General features: G+C 69.9%; 22 protein-coding genes. 5 read left to right on the top strand and 17 right to left on the bottom strand.

Annotated elements, in window-relative coordinates:
- Positions 1–42: 42 nt before the first annotated feature.
- Genes otnI through metX form a run of 5 tightly spaced genes read right to left on the bottom strand, consistent with a single transcriptional unit; the run spans position 43 to position 5,037 of the window.
- Positions 43–864 carry a 2-oxo-tetronate isomerase gene (gene otnI, locus JJB11_RS06300; protein WP_201167325.1) on the bottom strand — a complete coding sequence of 274 codons (822 nt, stop codon included), beginning with the start codon at positions 862–864 and terminating at the stop codon, positions 43–45.
- A gap of 7 nt (positions 865–871) precedes the next feature.
- Positions 872–1,882 carry a D-erythronate dehydrogenase gene (denD, locus tag JJB11_RS06295; RefSeq protein ID WP_201167322.1) on the bottom strand — a complete coding sequence of 337 codons (1,011 nt, stop codon included), beginning with the start codon at positions 1,880–1,882 and terminating at the stop codon, positions 872–874.
- Positions 1,883–1,916: 34 nt separating this feature from the next.
- The gene (gene chrA, locus JJB11_RS06290; protein ID WP_201167320.1) at positions 1,917–3,293 is read right to left on the bottom strand and encodes a chromate efflux transporter; all 1,377 of its coding nucleotides are present in this window, start codon (positions 3,291–3,293) and stop codon (positions 1,917–1,919) included.
- A complete protein-coding gene (gene metW / locus JJB11_RS06285) occupies positions 3,290–3,874 on the bottom strand; it encodes a methionine biosynthesis protein MetW (protein ID WP_201167318.1) in 585 nt (194 codons plus the stop codon). Before metW ends, chrA begins: the two co-directional genes overlap by 4 nt.
- Entirely contained in the window at positions 3,871–5,037 is a 1,167-nt protein-coding gene (gene metX / locus JJB11_RS06280; RefSeq protein WP_201167316.1) for a homoserine O-succinyltransferase MetX, read from the bottom strand. The genes metW and metX overlap by 4 nt, the downstream gene beginning before the upstream one ends.
- Before the next feature lie 323 nt (positions 5,038–5,360).
- Here metX and JJB11_RS06275 point away from each other — a divergent pair, with 323 nt between their 5' ends.
- The 3 genes from JJB11_RS06275 to JJB11_RS26325 all read left to right on the top strand — a co-directional run bounded on the left by JJB11_RS06275 (position 5,361) and on the right by JJB11_RS26325 (position 7,924).
- The gene (locus JJB11_RS06275) at positions 5,361–6,563 is read left to right on the top strand and encodes an ammonium transporter (protein ID WP_201167313.1); all 1,203 of its coding nucleotides are present in this window, start codon (positions 5,361–5,363) and stop codon (positions 6,561–6,563) included.
- Positions 6,564–6,743: 180 nt separating this feature from the next.
- Positions 6,744–7,154 carry an RNA recognition motif domain-containing protein gene (locus JJB11_RS06270; RefSeq protein WP_201167311.1) on the top strand — a complete coding sequence of 137 codons (411 nt, stop codon included), beginning with the start codon at positions 6,744–6,746 and terminating at the stop codon, positions 7,152–7,154.
- Positions 7,155–7,411: 257 nt separating this feature from the next.
- A complete protein-coding gene (locus tag JJB11_RS26325; RefSeq protein ID WP_201167307.1) occupies positions 7,412–7,924 on the top strand; it encodes an RNA recognition motif domain-containing protein in 513 nt (170 codons plus the stop codon).
- An 83-nt stretch (positions 7,925–8,007) separates the two neighbouring features.
- Here the strand turns inward: JJB11_RS26325 and JJB11_RS06260 are convergent, their stop codons facing one another.
- From JJB11_RS06260 to JJB11_RS06245, 4 genes are read right to left on the bottom strand one after another with little or no spacing between them, the layout of a single operon-like run.
- Positions 8,008–8,790, bottom strand: coding sequence for an SDR family oxidoreductase (locus JJB11_RS06260; RefSeq protein WP_340643142.1), 783 nt, complete (start codon positions 8,788–8,790; stop codon positions 8,008–8,010).
- A 56-nt stretch (positions 8,791–8,846) separates the two neighbouring features.
- The gene (gene lptC / locus JJB11_RS06255; RefSeq protein ID WP_201964663.1) at positions 8,847–9,476 is read right to left on the bottom strand and encodes an LPS export ABC transporter periplasmic protein LptC; all 630 of its coding nucleotides are present in this window, start codon (positions 9,474–9,476) and stop codon (positions 8,847–8,849) included.
- Entirely contained in the window at positions 9,473–10,015 is a 543-nt protein-coding gene (locus JJB11_RS06250; protein ID WP_201167301.1) for a KdsC family phosphatase, read from the bottom strand. The genes lptC and JJB11_RS06250 overlap by 4 nt, the downstream gene beginning before the upstream one ends.
- Positions 10,015–11,034, bottom strand: coding sequence for a KpsF/GutQ family sugar-phosphate isomerase (locus JJB11_RS06245; protein ID WP_201167297.1), 1,020 nt, complete (start codon positions 11,032–11,034; stop codon positions 10,015–10,017). Before JJB11_RS06245 ends, JJB11_RS06250 begins: the two co-directional genes overlap by 1 nt.
- Before the next feature lie 47 nt (positions 11,035–11,081).
- Between JJB11_RS06245 and JJB11_RS06240 the strand changes: the two genes are divergently transcribed.
- On the top strand, positions 11,082–13,067 hold the full coding sequence (locus tag JJB11_RS06240; RefSeq protein WP_201167294.1) for a monovalent cation:proton antiporter family protein: 1,986 nt from the start codon (positions 11,082–11,084) through the stop codon (positions 13,065–13,067).
- A gap of 2 nt (positions 13,068–13,069) precedes the next feature.
- Complete coding sequence (locus JJB11_RS06235) at positions 13,070–13,624, top strand: adenine phosphoribosyltransferase (protein ID WP_201167291.1); 555 nt, start codon at positions 13,070–13,072, stop codon at positions 13,622–13,624.
- 82 nt (positions 13,625–13,706) lie between these two features.
- On the opposite strand, the gene JJB11_RS06230 is transcribed toward JJB11_RS06235, so the two are convergent.
- The 8 genes from JJB11_RS06230 to JJB11_RS06195 all read right to left on the bottom strand — a co-directional run bounded on the left by JJB11_RS06230 (position 13,707) and on the right by JJB11_RS06195 (position 21,383).
- The gene (locus tag JJB11_RS06230) at positions 13,707–14,483 is read right to left on the bottom strand and encodes a hypothetical protein (RefSeq protein ID WP_201167288.1); all 777 of its coding nucleotides are present in this window, start codon (positions 14,481–14,483) and stop codon (positions 13,707–13,709) included.
- Between the two features lie 129 nt (positions 14,484–14,612).
- Positions 14,613–15,104, bottom strand: coding sequence for a Crp/Fnr family transcriptional regulator (locus JJB11_RS06225; protein ID WP_201167282.1), 492 nt, complete (start codon positions 15,102–15,104; stop codon positions 14,613–14,615).
- 134 nt (positions 15,105–15,238) lie between these two features.
- Positions 15,239–15,613 carry a VOC family protein gene (locus JJB11_RS06220; RefSeq protein ID WP_201167279.1) on the bottom strand — a complete coding sequence of 125 codons (375 nt, stop codon included), beginning with the start codon at positions 15,611–15,613 and terminating at the stop codon, positions 15,239–15,241.
- 14 nt (positions 15,614–15,627) lie between these two features.
- Positions 15,628–17,076 carry an SRPBCC family protein gene (locus JJB11_RS06215; RefSeq protein WP_201167276.1) on the bottom strand — a complete coding sequence of 483 codons (1,449 nt, stop codon included), beginning with the start codon at positions 17,074–17,076 and terminating at the stop codon, positions 15,628–15,630.
- A 4-nt stretch (positions 17,077–17,080) separates the two neighbouring features.
- Positions 17,081–17,524: an SRPBCC family protein gene (locus JJB11_RS06210; RefSeq protein WP_201167273.1), complete on the bottom strand. Its 444-nt coding sequence runs from the start codon at positions 17,522–17,524 to the stop codon at positions 17,081–17,083.
- Between the two features lie 4 nt (positions 17,525–17,528).
- On the bottom strand, positions 17,529–19,262 hold the full coding sequence (locus JJB11_RS06205) for a flotillin family protein (protein WP_201167270.1): 1,734 nt from the start codon (positions 19,260–19,262) through the stop codon (positions 17,529–17,531).
- 15 nt (positions 19,263–19,277) lie between these two features.
- Entirely contained in the window at positions 19,278–20,108 is an 831-nt protein-coding gene (locus JJB11_RS06200; protein ID WP_201167267.1) for a phosphoenolpyruvate hydrolase family protein, read from the bottom strand.
- Between the two features lie 18 nt (positions 20,109–20,126).
- Positions 20,127–21,383 carry a Tm-1-like ATP-binding domain-containing protein gene (locus JJB11_RS06195; protein WP_340643141.1) on the bottom strand — a complete coding sequence of 419 codons (1,257 nt, stop codon included), beginning with the start codon at positions 21,381–21,383 and terminating at the stop codon, positions 20,127–20,129.
- Positions 21,384–21,444 lie beyond the last annotated feature (61 nt).

Here is a 21,444-nt window from a genome sequence, read left to right as displayed (position 1 = left end):
TGCAGGCGCGCCCTCGTGCAGCGCGTCGCTCCACGGCTCGCGTCAGCGTGTGCCCGCCTTCGCCTGCCGCAGCCACTCCAGGCCCGCGCTGGTGCCGCCCGGTTCGGCGCCGCGGGCAGGCCGGTATTCGCAGCCGATCCAGCCGTCCCACCCGCAAGCCTGGCTCACTTCGTCGATCACCGAGAACAGGTAGGTGTAATTCAGTTCGCCGTGGTCGGGCTCGTGGCGCAGCGGCACGCCCGCGATCTGGAAGTGGCCCACGCGGCCGGTCGGCAGGTACTGGCGGATCTTCATCGCCACGTCGCCTTCGACGATCTGGCAGTGGTACAGGTCCATCTGCACCTTGGCGTTCGGCTCGCCGATCTCGCCCACCAGTTCGTGCGCGTGGTCCTGGCGATTGAGGAAGAAGCGCGGAATGTCGCGCGTGTTGATCGGCTCCAGCAGCACGTCCACGCCCTGCCTGGCCGCCTCGCGCGCGGCCCAGCGCACGTTCGCCACGTAGGTGGGACGCAGCTCCGCCCGCTCGACCCCGTCAGGAACGAGGCCGGCCATCACGTGCACGCGCGGGCACGACAGTGCCTGCGCATAGCGCAGCGCCTGCGCGAAGGCTTCGCGGAACTCCTGCTCGCGCCCGGGCAGGCAGGCCATGCCGCGCTCGCCGCCGTTCCAGTCGCCGGGCGGCGCGTTGAACAGCACCTGCTGCAAGCCGTTCGCGCGCAGGCGCGCGGCGAGCTCGCGCGGCTCGTGCTCGTAGGGAAACAGGTATTCGACGGCCTGGAAGCCGTCGCGGGCGGCGGCCTCGAAGCGGTCCAGGAAGGCATGCTCCGGATAGAGCATGGACAGGTTGGCGGCGAAACGGGGCATGGCTGGACTAGCGAACGGACAGGCGCACGGCCTGCGGATTCTCCGCGATGTACTCGCGGACGATGGCTTCGAAGCTGGCGTCGTTCTTCAGGCCGAGCGCGCGCGCCCGGGCCCACGCGACGTCGCCCGGCCAGCTGCGCACCAGCTTCTCGATGGCCGGATCGGGTTGCCAGTCGAGCAGAGCGCTCGCCTGCGGGCCCGCGACTTTCTCCAGCGCCGCAGCCATCTCGCCGACGGTGGTGGCCAGCGAGGGCAGGTTGATCGCGGTGCGCTGGCCCCACTCGGCGTCGCTGGCCGTGGCGGCGCGAACAAAGCCTTCGACGGTGCGCGTCGGCGAGGCGAGCGCCACCGGAGTGTCGCGCCCCACGGGGATGCGCGCGCGCTCGCCGGCCAGCGGCTCGCGGATCATCCCGCTGAAGAAGCCCGAGGCCGCGCCGTTGGGCCGGCCTGGTCGCACGGCGACCGTCATGGGCCGCACGCTGCGTCCGGCGATGAAGCCCTTGCGCGTGAAGTCGGCCACCAGCTGCTCGCCGATGAATTTCTGGATGCCGTAGCTGCCCTGCGGCGTCGGCAGCGTGTCGTCGCGCACCACGCCCAAGGCCGGCGCTCCCGGCTGATGCCCGAACACGGCCAGGGAACTCGCGAACACGAAGACCGGCGTGCTGCCCAGCGCGCGGCAGCCCTCCAGCAGTGCGCGGGTGGTGTCGAGGTTGCTGCGCATGCCCAGGTCGAAGTCGGCCTCGCACTCCGCGCTGACCGCGGCGGCCAGGTGGAAGACCAGGTCCGTGCCGGCGGCAGGCAGCTCGCGCCTGGCGAGCAGTTCCAGCAGGTTGCCCTGCACGCTGCGCACGCGCGGGTCCGCAGCCAGGTCGGCTGGGGCGGGGCCGAGGTCGGCCAGCACCACCTGTTCGATGCGGCGCGGCGCGGCGCCGCGCAGGGACAGCGTGCCGGCGGCGAGCAAGGCACGGGCGAGTCGGGCGCCGAGAAATCCGGCGCCACCGGTGATCAGGATGTTCATGCGCGCAGCATAGCGGGGCGCGCCGCGCCCGGCATCAGCTGATACCCGCCAGCCGCAGGCCCATGCCCACCAGCGCACAGGCTGCGATCACCGGAATGACCCCCGCCTTGAAACGCAGCAGCGCAACCGCCGCGGCCGCCGCGATGGCGAGCGACACGATGTCCACCGGCCAGCCGGGGGTGGGCACGTCGCGCGCGATGTGCAGCAGGAAGAACAGCGCGAGGCTGGCGATCACGCCGACCACCGCCGCCGTGATCGCAGTCAGGGGCGCGGTGAAGCGCAACTGGCCGTGCGTGGCCTCCACCAGCGGCCCGCCCGCGAGGATGAAGACGAACGAGGGCAGGAAGGTGAACCAGGTCACGACGGTCGCCGCCAGCGCGCCGCCCAGGAACAGCAGCTCCGGCCCCAGCACCTGGCGCGTCCAGCCGCCGACGAAGCCGACGAAGGCGACGACCATGATCAGCGGGCCCGGCGTGGTCTCGCCCAGCGCCAGGCCATCGATCATCTGCGGTCCCGTGAGCCAGTGGAACTGCTCCACCGCGCCCTGGTACACGTAGGGCAGAACCGCGTAGCCGCCGCCAAAGGTCAGCAGCGCCGCCTTGGTGAAGAACCAGCCCATCCGCGTGAGCGTGGCGTCCCAGCCCTGCGTCGCGACCAGCACGCCCATGGGCAGCAGCCAGAGCAGCGCGGCCACCGCCAGGACGCGGGCTAGGCGCGCCTTGCGGAAGACCGCGTGCGACGGCGTCGGCGTGAGGTCGTCGATGAGCGCCGGTCCCCAGGATTTTTCGGCGGCCCCATGCCCCGCACCGCCCGCAAACTGCGCCGGCACCACGCGCGCGCCCAGCACACCCGCGAGCGCCGCGCCGCCGATGATCAGCGGGAAGGGCAGCTTCAGCCACGCGATTCCGAGGAAGCTGGCCAGCGCGATCACCCAGAGCCACGGCGTGCGCGCCGGGTTCTTCAGCGTGCGGCTGCCGATGCGCCACACGGCCTGCGGCACGATCGCCGACACGGCCGGCTTGATCCCGTGGAACAGGCCAGCCACCCAGCTCACGTGGCCGAAGGCGGCATACATCCAGCTGAGCACCGTGAGGATGACGAGCGACGGCAGCACGAACAGCCCGCCCGCGACCACGCCGCCCCAGGTGCGGTGCATCAGCCAGCCGATGTAGGTCGCGAGCTGCTGCGCCTCCGGGCCCGGCAGCACCATGCAGTAATTGAGCGCATGCAGGAAGCGGCGCTCGGAGATCCAGCGCTTCTGCTCGACCAGCTCGCGGTGCATGATCGCAATCTGCCCGGCCGGTCCGCCGAAGCTGATGAAGCCGAGCTTGAGCCAGAACTTCAGCGCCTCGCCGAAGCGCACCGGCTCGGGACTACGTACCACCTCGGCCGCCGCCGGCACGGCGCTCATCCGCGTTCGAACTTGAACACCGCGGTGCTCGCGGTGAGGTTCGGCAGGAAGCGCCGCACCTTTCCGTCCTGCAGGCCGAAGGCATCGAGGATGGCGAGGCGGTTCTTGGTCGCCAGCACTTCGAAGTCCTTGTAGGTGCCGACGCGGATGTTCGGCGTGTCGTACCACTGGTAGGGCAGGCGCTTGGTCACCGGCATGCGCCCGCGCATGATGGACAGGCGATTGATCCAGTGCGCGAAGTTGGGGAAGGCCACGATGCCCAGCTTGCCGATGCGCGCGGTCTCGCGCAGCATGGTCTCGGCATTGCGCAGGTGCTGCAGCGTGTCGATCTGCAGCACGACGTCGAAGGAGTCGTCGTCGAACAGCGACAGGCCCTGGTCCAGGTTCAGCTGGATCACGTTGACGCCGCGCTTGACGCAGGCCAGCACGTTGCCGTCGGCGATCTCGATGCCGTAGCCGCTGCAGCCCCGTTCGCGCTGCAGGTAGTCCAGCAGGGCGCCGTCGCCGCAGCCCAGGTCCAGCACGCGCGCGCCCTGCGGCACCAGTTGCGCGATGGTCTGCAGCGTCGTGCGGTCGGTCACAGCAGCGCCCCCGCCGGCAGTTCGCGCACGGCCGCCGCGCCCGCGAACTCCGCGGCAATGCGCTCGAAGTAGGAGCGCACCACGGCGAGGTAGCGCGCGTCTTCCAGCAGGAAGGCGTCGTGGCCGTGCGGGGCGTCGATCTCCGCGTAGCTCACGTCGCGGTCGTTGTCGAGCAGCGCCTTCACAATCTCGCGGCTCCGCTTGGGCGAGAAGCGCCAGTCGGTGCTGAAGCTCACGAGCAGGAAGCGGGCCGTCGCCGGCGCCAGCGCCCGCGCCAGGTCGCCGTCGAAGCGGATGGCCGGGTCGAAGTAGTCCAGCGCGCGGGTGATCAGGAGGTAGGTGTTCGCGTCGAAGTACTCGCTGAACTTGTCACCCTGGTAGCGCAGGTAGCTCTCGATCTGGAACTCGATGTCCTGCGTGGTGTATTGGAGCAGCCCGTTGCGCAGCTGCCGCCCGAACTTCTCGTTCATCACGTCGTCGGACAGGTAGGTGATGTGCCCGATCATCCGCGCGATGCGCAGGCCGCGCTTGGGCACCACGCCGTGCTCGTAGAAGTGGCCGCCGTGGAAGTCGGGGTCGGTGACGATCGCGCGCCGCGCCACCTCGTTGAAGGCGATGTTCTCGGCGTTGAGGTTGGGCGCGCTCGCCACCACCACCGCATGCCGCACGCGCTGCGGATACTGCAGGGTCCACGACAGCGCCTGCATCCCGCCCAGGCTGCCGCCCATGACGGCGGCAAGCTGCTGGATGCCCAGCGCATCGAGCAGGCGGGCCTGCGCGTTGACCCAGTCCTCCACGGTCACCACCGGGAAGTCGGCGCCGTAGATGCGGCCGGTGTCGGGGTTAACGTGCATGGGTCCGGTGGAGCCGAAGCACGAGCCCAGGTTGTTGACGCCGATCACGAAGAAGCGGTTGGTGTCGACCGGCTTGCCCGGGCCGATCATGCTGTCCCACCAGCCTTCGGATTTCTCCTGGCCCGCATAGACGCCTGCGACGTGGTGCGAGGCGTTGAGCGCATGGCAGATCAGCACCGCGTTGCTGCGGTCCGCGTTGAGGGTGCCGTAGGTCTCGTAGGCCAGCGAGTACTGGCGGATCGAGGCGCCGCTTTGCAGCGCAAGCGGCGCGTCGAAGGAGAGGGACCGTGGCGTGGCGATCAGCGTCATGAGACAAGAAAAAACCCGGACCGCTCGAGCGGGCCGGGTCGGCCTGTCTTTAGCGGCATTTATTGAGCGCCCGCAAGCGAAGCAAATCGGCGCTGCGGGCGAGTATAGCCAATGCGCCGCAGCGGCCGCCCGGTGCCAGGGCGCCAGGACTCCGGGCACCGGAACACCGCGGGACTACGCATCACCGTGGGAACCCGCGTCTGTGACCAATGCGGTGCGCGCCGGCGCACACCGATGGCGCGCTTATTGCTTGCTTTTGGTGCGAGCGCCGAAACGACGGCCAGAACGCACCACAACAAAGCATTTCATTCAAAGAGGCACTCATGGAAGCACTCAAACAGGGCACGGACGTCCTGTTCATCCTGCTGGGAGCGATCCTGGTCCTGGCGATGCACTCCGGCTTCGCCTTCCTGGAGCTCGGCACCGTGCGCAAGAAGAACCAGGTCAACGCGCTGGTGAAGATCCTGGTCGATTTCTCCGTCTCCACCGTCGCCTACTTCCTGGTCGGCTACACGGTGGCCTACGGGACCAGCTTCCTCGTCGGCGCCGACCAACTGGTCGCGCAGAACGGCTACGGCCTGGTGAAGTTCTTCTTCCTGCTCACCTTCGCCGCGGCCATCCCGGCCATCATCTCCGGCGGGATCGCGGAGCGCGCCCGCTTCGGCCCGCAGCTGATTGCGACGGCGCTCATCGTCGGCGTGATCTATCCGCTGTTCGAGGGCGTCGCCTGGAACCAGCGCTTCGGCATCCAGGACTGGATCCAGTCGCTCACCGGCGCGCCCTTCCACGACTTCGCGGGCTCCATCGTGGTCCACGCGCTGGGCGGCTGGCTGGCCTTGCCCGCGGTCCTGCTGCTCGGCGCGCGCAGCAACCGCTACCGCAAGGACGGCGCCATCTCGGCCCACCCGCCGTCCAACATTCCCTTCCTGGCGCTCGGCGCCTGGGTGCTGACGGTGGGCTGGTTCGGCTTCAACGTGATGAGCGCGCAGAGCATCGACAAGATCTCGGGCCTGGTCGCCGTCAACTCCCTCATGGCCATGGTCGGTGGCACGCTCGCCGCCTTGCTGGCGGGGCGCAATGACCCCGGCTTCGTGCACAACGGCCCGCTCGCAGGCCTGGTCGCCGTCTGCGCGGGCAGCGACCTCATGCATCCGGTCGGAGCGCTCGTCGTGGGTGCTGCCGCGGGCGTGATCTTCGTGAGCATGTTCACCCTGGTCCAGAACCGCTGGAAGGTCGACGACGTGCTGGGCGTGTGGCCCCTGCACGGCCTGTGCGGCCTGTGGGGCGGCATCGCCGCCGGCATCTTCGGCTCGCGCGCGCTGGGCGGCCTGGGCGGCGTGAGCCTCGGCGCGCAGCTGATCGGCAGCCTCCTGGGCGTCGCCTGGGCGCTGGTGAGCGGCTTCGCGGTCTACGGGATCCTGAAGGCCGTGATGGGCTTGCGCCTCTCGGCGGAACAGGAATTCGAAGGCGCCGACCTGGCCATCCACCGCATCGGTTCCACCCCGGACCGCGACGTGAACTGGTGAGCTACACGGGCGTGCCAGCAACACTCCGGGTCGCACCGGAGGCACGCCCGGCCGCGAAGGCGCATAATCCAGGTCGCGGGCCGACCGGGCCTGCTGGTTTGCGGTGTTTGTTTGTCTCGCGTGGTTTTTGACTCGTCTTGCGGACTCCATCGCTCGTGCGTTTTTTTCAGGAGTCCATGAATGGGCAACAAACTCTACGTGGGGAACCTTCCCTACTCTTTCCGTGACGACGAACTCGAGCAGGCGTTCAGCCAGTTCGGTACCGTTACCTCCGCCAAGGTGATGATGGAGCGCGACACCGGCCGCTCCAAGGGCTTCGGCTTTGTCGAAATGGGCAGCCCGGCCGAGGCGCAAGCCGCGATCGAAGGCCTGAACGGCCAGCAGCACGGCGGCCGCGCGCTCGTCGTGAACGAAGCGCGTCCGATGGAGCCCCGCAGCGGTGGCGGTGGTGGCGGCGGCTACGGTGGTGGCGGCGGCGGCGGCGGCCGTGGTTTCGGCGGCGGCGGCGGTGGTGGCGGCTACGGTGGTGGCGGCGGCGGCCGCTCCGGCGGCGGTGGCGGCTTCGGCGGCGGTGGCCGCGATCGCTACTGATCGGATCGATCCAAGAAAGGGCCTGCGGGCCCTTTTTTCATGGCCGGCCGGCCGGCGGGCCCCGTCGATTTTTTCACCGCGCCTCCGGTCCGCACCCCTTGCCACCGCGCCAATGATCTGCTCCATAATGTTTGTAGCGTGGTCTGGACTTGACACGCAGGTGCGGTGAACAGGTGCCTTTCGCGTCGCTTCTTGCTCGAATGCGTTTTCGGGACTCCATCGCTCTCGGTTCAATGTTTTTTCAGGAGTCCCTGTAGATGGGCAACAAACTGTACGTAGGCAACCTGCCCTACCAGGTGCGTGACAGCGACCTGGAGCAGGCGTTCAGCCAGTTCGGCCAGGTCACCAGCGCCAAGGTGATGATGGAGCGCGAGACCGGTCGGTCGAAGGGCTTCGGATTCGTCGAAATGGGCAGTGACGCCGAAGCGCAGGCAGCCATCACCGGCATGAACGGCCAGTCCATGGGCGGCCGCAGCGTCGTCGTCAACGAGGCGCGTCCGATGGAGCAGCGTCCGCGCGGCTTCGGAAGCGGCGGCGGTGGTGGTGGCGGCGGCTACGGCGGCGGTGGCGGCGGCTACGGCGGCGGTGGCGGTGGTCGCTCCGGCGGTGGTGGCGGCGGCGGCTACGGCGGCGGCGGTGGTGGCCGCGGCGGTGGCGGTGGCGGCCAGGACGGCGGCTTCCGCAGCCCGTACGGCGCGGGTCCCCGCGGCGGCGGCGGTGGCCGCTCCGGCGGTGGCGGCGGCTACGGTGGCGGTGGCAACAGCTACTGACCCACACTCCTGCGAACGAAGGGCTCCTCACGGAGCCCTTTTTCATGGCCTCGCAGGCCCTGCGCCTCGCCGCGGCCGGCGCGTCAGCGCTCGTTCTGCCGGTGCTTGCGCGGGCGGCCCGCGAGCAGCCGGTCGAACACCGGATTGGGCAGGGCGCGCAGCAGCTTGGCCACGACGCCCATCTGCCACGGGATCACGCGATAGCTGCGGCCCGCGGCGATCGTGCGGTACGCCGCATCGGCGAAGTCCTCGGCACGCATCAGGAAGGGCATGCCGTAGCGGTTCTTGCGGGTGAGCGGCGTGTCGACGTAGCCCGGCGCGATCGTCACGACCCGCACGCCCGTGCCGCGCAACTCGCCGCGCAGGCTCTCGCAATAGCTGATCACCGCGGCCTTGCTGGCCGAATAGGCGCCGTGTCCGGGCAGCCCGCGGATGCCCGCGACGCTGGCGATGCCCACCAGCGTGCCGCTGCCACGCGAGCGCATCGGCGCGACGAAGGGGTGGAAGGTCGCGGCCAGGCCGACGTTGTTGGTGGCGAGGGTGCGCGCCAGCACGTCGAGGTCCGCGCGGTCCGCCGTGTCCATGCCGATGCTGATCCCGGCATTCGCGATGACCACGTCGGGGACGCCCTGTTGCGCGATGCAGGCCTGGCCCGCAGCCACGATGCTGTCGATGTCGGCGACGTCCGCCGCGTACACGCGCCAGCGATCGGCCGCCATCCCCTCGCCCTGCGCCCACGCGCTCGTCTCCACCGTGCGCCGCGCCACCAGCGCCAGCCGCCAGCCGGCCTGGTGATAGCGCCGGGCCAGCGCCTGGCCGATGCCGCTGGAGGCGCCGGTGATGAAGGCAAGCGGCGCGTCGGTCACTGGAGTCCCTGCGTGCTGCGCACTCCGGGTTTCGCCCTGGGGGCGGTCCGGCGGGTTCATGGCTTCGCCGCCGGTACGTGCGGCAGCAGCAGGCCGTGCACGCGCCCGTGCATCTGCAGCACGCGATCGAGGTTGTCGTAGTCCAGGTTGTCGGCCTGGAACGTGTCCTTGCCGCGCCGGATGGAGACCGGCTTGTCGGTCTTGACCTTTTCGTCGTTCGCGAACAGGTGCAGGAAGTCGCTGCGGATCTCCATCTGCGGCTGGTCCTTCTGGGCGGGCGGCGGGTCGCGCGTGACCACGGCGTCGCCCATGAGTTGCACCTGCGAGGCATCGCCGTTGCTGATCGCGTGCTTGGCCGTCGCGATCGTCACCGCGCCGACATCGTTGTACGAACGGAAGCGCGGCTGCTCGATCTCCAGCGTGTCGGTGTCGGGATAGTGGCGCGCCTCCACCCCCTGGATCTCGCTCTTCAGGCGGCCTTGCGGCGTGAACGACTTGACCGAGAAGTTGCGCAGGAAGTAATCGGCCTCGTGCTTCGCCTCGTGCTGGCCGTTCACCGCATTGCTCACCCCCGGGGTCGTGCGCGCGAGCCAGTAGGTGCCCAGCGCCAGAACGCCCATCAGGATGACCGGCAGGTAGATGCTGATGCGGTCCCAGGCCCGGCTGAAACCGCGCGACGCCTTCACCCGTACGCCTCCAGCAACTGCGCGTAGCGGCCGGACGCCACCAGCAGCAGGTCGCAGAATTCGCGCGCGGCGCCGCAGCCCGCGGCGGCCTCGGTCACGTAGCGCGCGCACTGGCGCACCTCGATGTGCGCGTCGGGCGGTGCGACCGAGATCGCGCAGCGGCGCATCACCGGCAGGTCGGGCCAGTCGTCGCCCATGGCCGCGGCCTGCGACCAGTCCAGGCCCAGCGAGGCGAGTGTCTTTTCCGCCGCCGGCCGCTTGTCCTCGGTGCCGTAGTGCACCTCGCCCACGCCCAGCGCATCCAGCCGCTTGCGCAGCGGCTTGGAGTCGCGCCCCGTGATCACCACCGGCGTGATGCCGGCGCGCTGCAGCAGCTTGAGCCCCAGGCCATCGAGCGTGTGGAAGCGCTTGAGGGTCTCGCCTTCGTCGGAGTACAGGATTCCGCCGTCGGTCATCACGCCGTCGACGTCGAAGAACGCGACGCGCACGCCCTGGGCGGCCAGGAGCAGTTCGGGCGCGAAGCTGCGTGCCGGCGCCATCAGATGACCTTCGCGCGCATCAGGTCGTTGCTGTTCACCGCGCCGACCAGGCGTCCGTCCGCGTCCACCACCAGCACGCTGGTAATTCGGAACTGTTCCATCAGCTGCGCCGCCTCGGCCGCCAGCGCGTCGTCGCGGATCGTGCGCGGTGCCGGATGCATCACCTCGCGCGCGCGCATGGGACGCAGGTCCACGCCGCGTTCGATCAGGCGGCGCAGGTCGCCGTCGGTGAAGATGCCCAGCGGCCGGCCCTCCGCGTCGACGACCGCGGAAGCACCGAGTCCCTTGGCGCTCATCTCGCGCATCAGAACGGTGAAGGGCGCGTCGGCGGGCACGCGCGGCACCGCATCGCCCTTGCGCATCACGTCGCCGAGGTGGGTCAGCAGCTTGCGGCCCAACGCACCACCGGGATGCGAGCGTGCGAAGTCCTCGGCGCGGAAGCCGCGTGCATCCAGCAGCGCCACGGCCAGCGCGTCGCCCAGCGCAAGCTGCGCAGTGGTGCTCGCGGTGGGCGCGAGGTTCAGCGGACACGCTTCCTTCTCGACGCCGCTGTCCAGGACGATGTCGGCGTGCCGGCCCAGCGTGGAGTCCGGGTTGCCGGTCATCGCGACCATCGGCACGCCCAGACGCTTGAGCACCGGCAGGATCACGGTGATCTCGTCGCTCTCCCCGCCGTTGGAGATGGCCAGCACGAGGTCGACCGGCTTGATCATGCCCAGGTCGCCGTGGCTGGCCTCGGCCGGATGCACGAACATGGCGGCCGTGCCGGTCGATGCGAGCGTGGCGGCGATCTTGCGCCCGACGTGGCCGCTCTTGCCCATGCCCATCACCACCACGCGCCCGCGCAGGTTCAGCATGGCCTGCACGGCGGCGGCGAAGCTCGCACCCACGCGGTCCTTCAGGCCCAGCACGGCGGCGGCTTCGATCTCGAAGGTTTCGCGCGCCAGCTTCAAGGCCCGGGCGCCGGCTTCGGGCCCGGCCACGGCAGGGCCGGAGTCCGGCGAGGGTGCGGCAGTCATCCGTGGATTTTAAGGGGCGGACCTGCGGCGGATAGCATAGGCAGCGAATGACCTCCCTCGAGCTCACCCTGCTGTACCTGCTGGCCGCCGTTCTCGGGGTCGTGGCCTGCCGTTTCCTGCGCCTGCCGGCCATGCTGGGTTACCTCACGGTGGGCGTCGTGATCGGGCCCAATGCGCTGGCCCTGGCGCAGGACTCGGAGGGCGTGCGCCACCTCGGCGAGTTCGGCGTGGTGTTCCTGATGTTCGTGATCGGGCTGGAGTTCAACCTGCCCAAGCTGCGCGCGATGCGCACGCACGTGTTCGGGCTCGGGCTGTCCCAGGTGGTGCTGACCATCGTGCTGGCCACGGCGGGAGCGGCGTTGCTCGGCGCCGTGCTGCCCAACCTGTGGCAGATGCACTGGCAGACGGCGCTGGCACTCTCCGGCGCGCTGGCGATGAGTTCCACCGCCATCGTGGTGAAGATGATGTCCGACCGGCTGGAGCTGGAGTCGGAGCACGGCAAGCGCGTGATGGGCGTGCTGCTGTTCCAGGACCTCGCCGTCGTGCCCTTGCTGGTGCTGATCCCCGCCCTGGGCAGCCCGCCCGAGGTGCTGATGCGCGAAGTCGCGATCGCCGGCGTGAAGGCCGTGGCCCTGATCGCGCTGCTGCTCGCGGGCGGCCAGCGCCTGATGCGCTGGTGGCTCACGCTGGTGGCGCGCCGCAAGAGCGACGAGCTGTTCGTGCTGAACCTGCTGCTGGTCACGCTGGGCCTCGCCTGGCTGACGGAACTGGCGGGCCTGTCGCTCGCGCTGGGCGCCTTCATCGCCGGCATGCTGATCTCCGAGACCGAGTTCAAGCACCAGGTGGAAGCGGACATCCGCCCCTTCCACGACGTGCTGCTGGGCCTGTTCTTCATCACCATCGGCATGCTGTTGAACTGGCGACCGGTGGCGGAACACTGGCGCCTCGTGCTGCTGCTGCTCACCGCGCCCGTGCTGTTCAAGCTGCTGATGGTGATGGGACTGGCCAAGCTGTTCGGCGCCAGCGCCGGGGTGTCGCTGCGCACCGGCCTCTATCTCGCGCAGGCCGGCGAATTCGGCTTCGTGCTGCTGACGCTCGCGCGGCTGAACGGGCTGGTGCCCGATGCGCTGATCCACCCGGTGCTCGCGAGCATGGTGATCTCCATGCTGGCCACGCCCTTCATCATCCAGTGGAGCAACCGCATCGTGATGAAGCTGGTTGCCAGCGAATGGCTGCTGCAGTCGCTGCAGATGACGACCATCGCGCGCAAGTCCATCAACGCCAACAAGCACGTGATCATCTGCGGCTATGGCCGCTGCGGCCAGAACCTCGCGCGCATGCTGGAGCAGGAAGGCATCCCGTACATGGCGCTGGACCTCGATCCAGACCGCGTGCGGCAGGCGGCCGCTGCGGGCGACTCGGTCGTGTTCGGCGATGCCGCGCGGCTGCAGGCGCTGATCGCCGCGGGCCTGGCGCGCGCCTCGGCCGTCGTGATCACCTACCTGGACGTGCCCGGGGCGCTGAAGGTGCTGGACCGCGCGCGCTCGCACGCGCCGCACGTGCCCGTGATCGTCCGCACGCACGACGACCACGACCTCGAGAAGTTGCAGGAGGCGGGCGCCACGGAAGTCGTGCCCGAGACCCTGGAGAGCTCGCTCATGCTCGCGAGCCACGCCCTGGCGCTGGTCGGCGTGCCCATGCGGCGCGTGATCCGCATCGTGCAGGACCAGCGCGACGCGCGCTACAACCTGCTGCGTGGCTACTTCCACGGCGCCGACGACAGCACGGCCCAGGAGATCGAGCAGGAGCGGCTGGCCACCGTCACGCTGCCGCTGGGCGCGAGCGGGCTCGGTCGCGCCCTGAGCCAGCTGCGGCTCGAACGCGAGGGCGTGCGCGTGGTGAGCCTGCGCCGCGGCAACGGCCGCACCATCGACCCGGGCAGCGATCCGGCGCTGGAAGATGGCGATACGCTCGTGCTCTCCGGCCGGCCTGAACCGCTGGCCCTCGCCGAAGAAATCCTGCTCAAAGGTTGACCATGCAAGACGACGCCCTCGACGTCAGCGACTACCTGCGTCGCCACATCCGCACCGTGCCCGACTGGCCGGCCCCCGGCGTGCAGTTCCGCGACATCACGCCGCTGCTGCAGGACCCCAAGGTGTTCCGCGTGCTGATCGACGCCTTCGTGCACCGCTACATGGACCGCCGGCCCGACGTGGTCGCGGGGCTGGACGCGCGCGGGTTCATCCTGGGCTCGGTGGTCGCGTACGAACTGGGCGTGGGCTTCGTGCCGATCCGCAAGAAGGGCAAGCTGCCCTTCACCACCGTGGAGGAGACCTACGAGCTCGAATACGGCAGTGCGACGGTGGAACTGCACACCGATGCGATCAAGCCCGGGCAGCGCGTGCTGCTGATCGACGACCTGATCGCCACCGGCGGCACCATGATGGCGGGCAAGAAGCTGCTCGAGAAACTCGGCGGCACGGTGATCGAAGGCTGCGCCATCGTGGACCTGCCGGAGCTGGGCGGCTCACAGCGCCTGCGGGAAGGCGGGCTCGAGGTGTTCACCTTCGTGCATTTCGGCGGGCACTAGCGAGCTGGGGTTCACTGCGTTCACCGCCAGCCTACGTTCGTGCGTAGGCTGGCGGTGAGCGACGCGAACCCCGGCGTCTGCGTCAGCGCAGCGCGCCGTACTGCGTGCCGCTCAGGTGTTCGCCGACGTCGTCGGCGACGCCCGATGCCATCTCCGTGTCCTCGAAACCCGTGAGCAGCGTGTAGCGTTGCGGCTGCGCGCCGCGGTTCGCGCTGGCCAGCGCCTGCTCGCCGCGCACGCCCGCGGCGAGCGCCTTGCGAAAGGCCGTGACCTCCTCGGCCTGCAGCGGGTCCACCCGCGGGCGCGGCCGCTCGGGTGACGCGGCCTCGAGTTGGGCCGGACGCGTGCCGGGGTCGAGCGGCACCGGGCCCGAGTGCATCGCATCCGGCGACCCGGGCTGCCCCGGCACCCTGGGTGCGGCGAAGCGCTCGGGATCGCCGCTGGCGACGTGGTCGTTGGCGCGCCAGTACACGGCCGACACCAGGATGTCATAGCGGCTCTTGGCGGATTGCGCGACCATCGCTTCGATCTCGGCGAGGCGGCGCGTGTCACTCGCGGAGCCCTGCGAGAGATCGACCATCACCATGAACTGGCGGCCGCGCTGGTCGAGGGACAGCACCTTGAACTTGTAGCTGGAGGACAGCACGCCTGCGCGCACCATCGATTCGCGCACGACGGCGTACAGCAGCTCGCGCCGCTCCAGGCGCTCCTGCTTGCGGTTGGCGGGCTGCGCACGGCCGCCGCTGCCGTGGCGGGTCTGGTGGTAGGGCTTGGTGGATTCGAGCCGCGACATGCCGGAGCTCGGCAGCGCGCTGTGCTGCGCATCCTTGGCCTTCTTTCCGGAAAACCAGTTGAACATCTTCCTCGGCCTTTCAGGCGACTGCTGGCGTTGCAGCCAGTGTCGCCATGCAGTTGTTACGCCCCTGTAAGCACTCCGGCCGGACGGACAGGCGGAGAAGGACGCAAGACGAGCGGCACGCGCGCGTTGTCATGTGACCGCCGCGCGCTTGGGCCGGTTGGTGAGCCGGCGCGCCACGAGCGAGCCGAGCGCCATCGCGACTTCCAGCGCGAGTTGCGGCTGCCGGTTCGTGAGCTCGGCGAAACGCGTCGGGCTGAGCGACCACAGCTTGCACGCGCTCGCCGCCTGCACGGTCGCATTGCGCGGCTGGCGCGTGAAGAAGCCGCCTTCGCCGACGGCCGATCCCGCCTCCACCACCGCGAGCCGCAGCCGGCCCTTGTCGTCCTCGCGGTGGACCGTCAGCTGCCCGGTTTCCACGAAGTACACGGTGCGATCGCTCGCATGCTGTTCGATCACCACCTGGCCTTGCCGCACCGCGGAAGGCTGCAGGTAGGTGCCGAGCAACTCCCACTGCCGGCTCGTGAGGCTGGGATGGAAGGCGTCGAGCGTCTGGTTGTGGGCCGCCGCGTGGATGAGGCCTTGCACGTCGAAGCGAATCGGAGGCGACAGGACTGCGTTCATGGCGCGAACGGTAAGCGCGCCACGCGGTGCTGCACAAGCGGCGTTAGCGTCCGATTACACGAGATACCGCTCCGTGCGGTCGTGTGACGCGCAGGCCGACGCGCGGCGTGCACGCGCCGCCCGGCGGACTTGGCTCACGGCGTTTCGGCAGCGTCGAAATCGAGTTCCACCCGCGCACCGTTGGGGTCGTTGCAAAAGAGTTGCCAGGTGCCGGCTCCGCGCTGCCGCCGCAGCTCGTACGGTGTGCCTTCGGCGTCGAAGCGCTCCTTGACCTGCTTCAGGCCGCGCGCGGAGAAGGCGATGTGGTCGATGACGCCGGCACGCTGCGCAGGAACGGGCCGGTCCGCGTACACATGGACGACGGCGCGCCCGTCCGCATACAGCCATGCTCCCGGAAAGCCGAGGTCGGGCCGCGGGCCGTTCTGCAGGCCTACCAGGCGCGTGTAGAACGCGAGCGTCTTTTCGTAGTCCTCCGCGATCACGGTGAAGTGGTTCAAGCCTTGGATCATGCGGTCCTCCTCGTTCAGGGCAGCAGCACCAGCGAGCCGGTGCTGGCGCGCGATTCCAGTCGCTGGTGCGCAGCGCCGGCCGCTGCGAGCGCGAAACGTTCGATGCGCGGCGGCGGCAGCACGCCGGCGGCGAGTGCCTGCCAGACGCGCTGCGCGCGCTCCTGCAGTTCGCGCGGCGTGGCGACATAGTCGAACACCACCGGCCGCGAGAAGCTCATGGACTTGTGCAGCAGGCGATCGGGGTCCAGCGGCGGCAAGGGGCCGGTGGCCTGTCCCAGGCTGATCCAGTGGCAGCGCTTGGCCGCCGCGCCGAAGTTCCCGTCCACCGCGGCGGCACCGAGTCCGTCGACGATCACGTCGACGCCGCCGCACAGCGACTGCACGGTTTCGGCAAAGCGATGGTCCGGCGCGACGATCACGTGCTCGCAGCCTTGCTCGCGCGCGATGCGCGCCTTCGCCTCCGAGGACACGGTGCCGATCACGGTGGCATGCAGGCGGCGCGCCCACGGGCACAGCAGCGAGCCCACGCCGCCCGCCGCCGCGTGCACGAGCAGGCGGGTGCCGGGACGCACGCGCGCGAGATCCCGCAGCAGGTAGTCCGCGGTTACCCCCTTGAGCAGCAGGGCCGCCGCCGTTTCCTCGTCGACGTCCGCGGGCAGGCGCACGACATGGCGCGCAGCCAGGGTGCGCACGCTGCAGTAAGAGCCCGGCTGCGGGCACAGGTAGGCCACGCGGTCACCGGGCAACAACCCCGTGACGCCCGTACCGATGTCGATCACCGTGCCTGCGGCTTCCATGCCCAGCACACCGGGCAGCGGCAACATCGCAGGGATCCAGCCGCGGCGCAGATAAATGTCCAGGAAGTTCACGCCCACCGCGGACTGCTGGATGCGCACTTCACCGGGACCGGGCTGCGGCGCGTTCGCGCTCACCGCTTCCAGTTCCTCGGGCCCGCCGTAGCGCGAGAGGCGCACCTCCCTGGCCGCCGTGCCGCTCGCAGGGTGTGCACGCTCCGCGTGCGCACCACCCGCGAGATAACGCCGCAGGTTCGCGAACCCCGCCTCGTACACCCCCTCGGCCACCATCTGACGCAGCTCCGCTTCCCGGCCAGGCGGCGCGTCGAAGCGCGACTCCCAGTGCCAGAAGGTGCGATCGCCATCGGTGACCGGCTTGAGCGTCACCGTCGCGACGTAACGATTCAGCGGCACCGTGGCGTCGAGGATGCAATACGTCGACTGCCAGTCCTTGTCCGAGAGGCCGATCAGCTGCTCGCGGATGCGGTTGCCGTCCTTGAGCGTGAAGCTGCGCACGCAGCCCACGCGCGACGAGGGCTCGCCGTGCTCGATGCGGCTTTTCTCCACGACGTCGTGCCACTGGTCATGGCTGTTGAAGTCGCGCAGCACCTCCCACACGCGCGCGATCGGCGCGTCGATGACGGCGGAGCGCACGACCTTCTGCAGCATGGCTTTAGCGGCGCGTGCCGAAGTGGCGCTTGAGCGCGTCGAAGCCGCCTTGGAACACGCCGCCGCCGATCAGGTCGGACAGCTCCTGCTCGCGCCGCGGTTCGCAGTCGAACTCCGCGCTCCATTCCGCGAAGGTGCGCGCGCCGTCGGTGACCGGCGTGAGCTTGAGCGTGGCGGTGTAGTTCTCCACGCCCATCGGGCTTTCCAGGATCGCGTAGCTGCAGCTGTAGTCGTAGTCCGAGAGAGCCAGCAGCCGCTCGCGGATGCGGCCGCCGTCGCGCGTGTGGAAGTCGCGCACGCAGCCCACCTTGTCCGGGGGCTCGCCGTTCTCGATGCGGCTGTCGGCGATGCCGGGGTGCCACTGCGGCATGCCGTTGAAATCGCGGATGCGCCGCCACACGGCATCCGCGTCCGCGTCGATCACCGTGGAGACGTAGACCTGCACCATGGGCTCAGGCCTTCTTGCCGGCGTCCTGCACGGGGATCGGCGGGATCGCGGCGGCGGGCGGCAGCGCGCCTGCGGCATTCGAAGCGCCGATGGCGCCGTTCACCAGCCCGTTGATGTCGCCGCCCTGGAGGCCGATCTCCTTGAGCAGCTGGTCGACGATGGGCGCCTGGGCGCGGAAGCGCAGCGCGGAGTTCACCACGCCATCGCTGAAGTTGGTCGGCTGCGTGGCGATCGGCGCGATGCCGCCACCGCCTCCGAGCAAGCCGTCGACCTGCAGGATCTTGATGCCTTCGATGCGCTCCATGGGCTTGACCGATTCGCGGATGATGCCTTCGGCCTTGTCCACCACGCGCAGGCGCAGCGCGGAGGCGCGCGCTTCCGGCGACAGCACGTTCTGCGCTTCGTTCATCAGGCGCAGGCCCTCGGCTTCCGCCTCGCTGCGCACGCGGATGGCGAGCGCGCGGATCTTCTCGGCATCGGCATCCGCCTCGGCCTGCATGCGGACCGCCGCGCCCTGGTCGGCGCTCGCGATCTTCTGGGCTTCAGCCGCGCTCGTGATCTGGAGCGCTTCGCGTTCGGCCGCCTGCGCCGCCGCGATCAGCTCGATCGCCTTGCGGCGCTCGGCCATCTCCACTTCGCGTGCCGTGAACACCCGTTCTTCCGCAGCGACGGCGGCAGCGCGTGCGACATCGGCCGCGGCCTGCGCTTCGCTCTGGTTCTTGCTCTCGCGCGCGACGGCGATCGCGCGCTGCTGCTCGGCCAGGTCGAGCGCCTGGCGGCGCAGGATCTCGGCCGCCTGCAGCGTCTTCTCCTTGGCGATGCGCTCCTCCTCCAGCGACTGTTCGCTGCGGATGCGCGCGGCCTCGATCGCCTGCTTGGCCGCGATCTGCACGGTCTCGGCGTCCTGCTCGCGGCCGGCGCGCTCGGTGGCCAGGTCGGCGCGCTGGCGGGCGCGGGCGACTTCCACCTCGCGCTGCTGCGACAGGCGCGCGTATTCGCTTTCGCGATCGATCTCCAGCGACAGCTTCTCGGCTTCGAGGTTCTTGTTGCGGATCGCCACCAGCGTGTCCTGCTCGACGTCGTTGCGCTGCTTCTTGCGCCGCTCGATCTGCTCGGTAAGGCGCGTGAGGCCTTCCGCGTCGAACGCGTTGCTCGGGTTGAAGTACTCCATCGCGGTCTGGTCCAGTTGCGTGAGCGACGCCGACTCCAGCTCCAGGCCGTTCTTGGTCAGGTCCTCCGCGACCGATTCGCGGACGCGCTTGACGTACGCGCCGCGCTTCTCGTGCAGTTCCTCCATCGTCATGTCCGCCGCCGCGGTGCGCAGCGCGTCGATGAACTTGCCCTCCACGAGTTCCTTGAGCTGCTCGGGCGCGAGGGTGCGCAGGCCGAGCGTCTGCGCCGCGGCGGCGACCGCCTGCGGCTCCGCCGCGACGCGCACGTAGAACTCCGCCACCACGTCCACCCGCATGCGGTCCTTGGTGATCAGCGCCTTGTCGCGCCCGCGCGCGACTTCCAGCCGCAGCGTGTTCATGTTGACGGGGATCACCTCGTGCACGATGGGCAGCACGAAGGCGCCGCCGTCGAGGACGACGCGCTGGCCGCCCAGGCCCGTGCGCACGAAGGCGCGCTCCTTGCTGCTGCGCAAGTACAGCCAGTGCAGCAGCCACACGCCTATGGCCACGACGATCGCGGCCACGACGAGGCCGAGGAGGAAGGTGCCGAATTGGGCGCCGGTCATGGTGGTCTCCTTGTCTTATCGGGTGATCTGGACGAAGCGGCGCGCGGTTTCCGTGAGCGCCACCTCGGTGGGCAGGCGCTCCATGGAGCTCGCGCCATAGAAGCCGTGGCAGCCGGGGCACTGCGACAGGATCCACTGCGCGTCCTCGGGTTCGGCGATGGGGCCGCCGTGGCACAGCACCAGCACGTCGTGCTTGACGGCGCGCGCGGCGGCAGCCCACGCATTGATCGGTTCCACGCAGTCGGCCAGCGTGCGCGCCGTGCCGGCGCCTATGCTGCCGCCGGTGGTGAGGCCCAGGTGGCAGACGACGATGTCCGCCCCGGCCTTCGCCATGGCGCGGGCGTCGTCCTCGCTGAAGACATAGGGCGTCGTCAGCAGGTCCAGCGCATGGGCCCGGGCAATCATCTCGACCTCCAGGTCGTAGCCCATGCCGGTCTCCTCCAGGTTGGCGCGGAACGTGCCGTCGATGAGGCCCACCGTCGGGAAGTTCTGCACGCCGGAGAAGCCGAGCGTGACCAGGCGCTGCAGGAATTCGTCCGTGATCATGAACGGGTCGGTGCCGTTCACGCCGGCGAGGACCGGCGTGCGGCGGACCACGGGCAGCACCTCGCGCGCCATCTCGCAGACGATCTCGTTGGCGTTGCCGTAGGCGAGCACGCCGGCGAGCGAGCCGCGGCCGGCCATGCGATACCGCCCCGAGTTGTAGATCACGATCAGGTCGAGCCCGCCGGCTTCCTCGCACTTGGCCGACAGGCCGGTGCCGGCCCCGCCGCCGACGATGGGCCGGCCCGCCTCCACCTTGCCGCGCAGGTGGTCCAGGATTTCCGCTCTCGGGATGCGTGCCATGGCGTGTCCTTTGCCGGTTCAGGCGAGTGCGCTGCGCGCGTGCTGGCGGGGTGCGGCGACTTCGCGCCACGCGGCGACCAGCGCCTGCGCGAACGCCTCGTCGTTGATGTGGAGCGGCAGGCGCTTGAGTTGCCGGTCCGGGCCGGCACGGAAGTTCGTTTCGATCGCCGTGAACAGCGCGCGATCGGCTTCCGGGTCGTGGAAAGGCTGGCCCGGCCGGTCGATCTGCGACACGCCGCCTTCGGGGATGAGGAAGCGCACCGGCCCCTGCATCGCATTGAGCTTGCGGGCGATGAACTCGCCGATCGCGCGGCACTCGTCGGCCGTGGTGCGCATGAGCGTCACGCTGGCGTTGTGCTTGTAGAGCCGGCGCGAGCGGAAGCGCTCGGGCACCGTGTCCCACGCGCCCCAGTTCACCATGTCGAGTGCGCCGCAGGAGCCGACGTAGGGCAGCGCATGGCGCGCGAAGACGTCCATGCGCGTCGGCCCGGCCGACAGCACGCCGCCGACGATCTCGTCGGCCACCTCGGTGGTCGACACGTCGATCACGCCTTGCAGCAGGCCCGAGTCGGCCAGCTTCTCCATCGACTGGCCGCCCACGCCGGTGGCGTGGAACACGAGGCAGTCGTGGTCGTCGGCGAGCATGCGCGTGACCGCCTGCACGCACGGCGTGGTCACGCCGAACATGGTGAGGCCGATCGCGGGCTTGCTGGTGCTCGCGGGCAGCGTGGCCGCATGGGCCATCATTCCCGCGAGCGCATGGGCCGCGTTGGCCAGCACGCGCTCGCTGATCCGGTTGATGCCCGACACGTCGGTGATCGAGTACATCATGCAGATGTCGCTCGGGCCCACGTAGCCGCGCGTGTCCCCCGAAGCCATGGTGGAGACCATCACCTTGGGCAGGCCCACCGGCAGCGCGCGCATGCCTTGGGTGGCGAGCGTGGTGCCGCCGGAGCCGCCCGCGCCGATCAGGCCACTGAGGTCGCGGCGCGTGAGCACGAAGCGCTCGAAGGCGAGCGCCATCGCCGTCACCGAGTTGCCGCGGTCGCCGCTGAAGACGGCCGCCTCCCCTTGCGGATGGTGGCGCGCGACTTCGCGCGGGTGCACGCTGGCCGACGAAGGCTTGCCCGAGGTCGAGAGGTCCACCGTCACCACGCGCAGGCCGCGCCGCTCCAGGCATTGCTTGAGGTAATTGAGTTCGCGGCCCTTGGTGTCGAAGGTGCCGGCGACGTAGGCGGCCCGCGCGGTGGTGGCGGCGACCGGGAAGGTGAAGATCTCCGCGCTTTCTTCCCTCGCCCCGGTCCTCTCCCGTGATCGCGGCAGCGAGTCCTTGTCT

It is taken from the genome of Ramlibacter ginsenosidimutans (assembly GCF_016654015.1).
Taxonomy (GTDB): Bacteria; Pseudomonadota; Gammaproteobacteria; order Burkholderiales; family Burkholderiaceae_C; genus Ramlibacter; species Ramlibacter ginsenosidimutans.
This window is presented reverse-complemented; position numbering and strand designations above follow the sequence as displayed.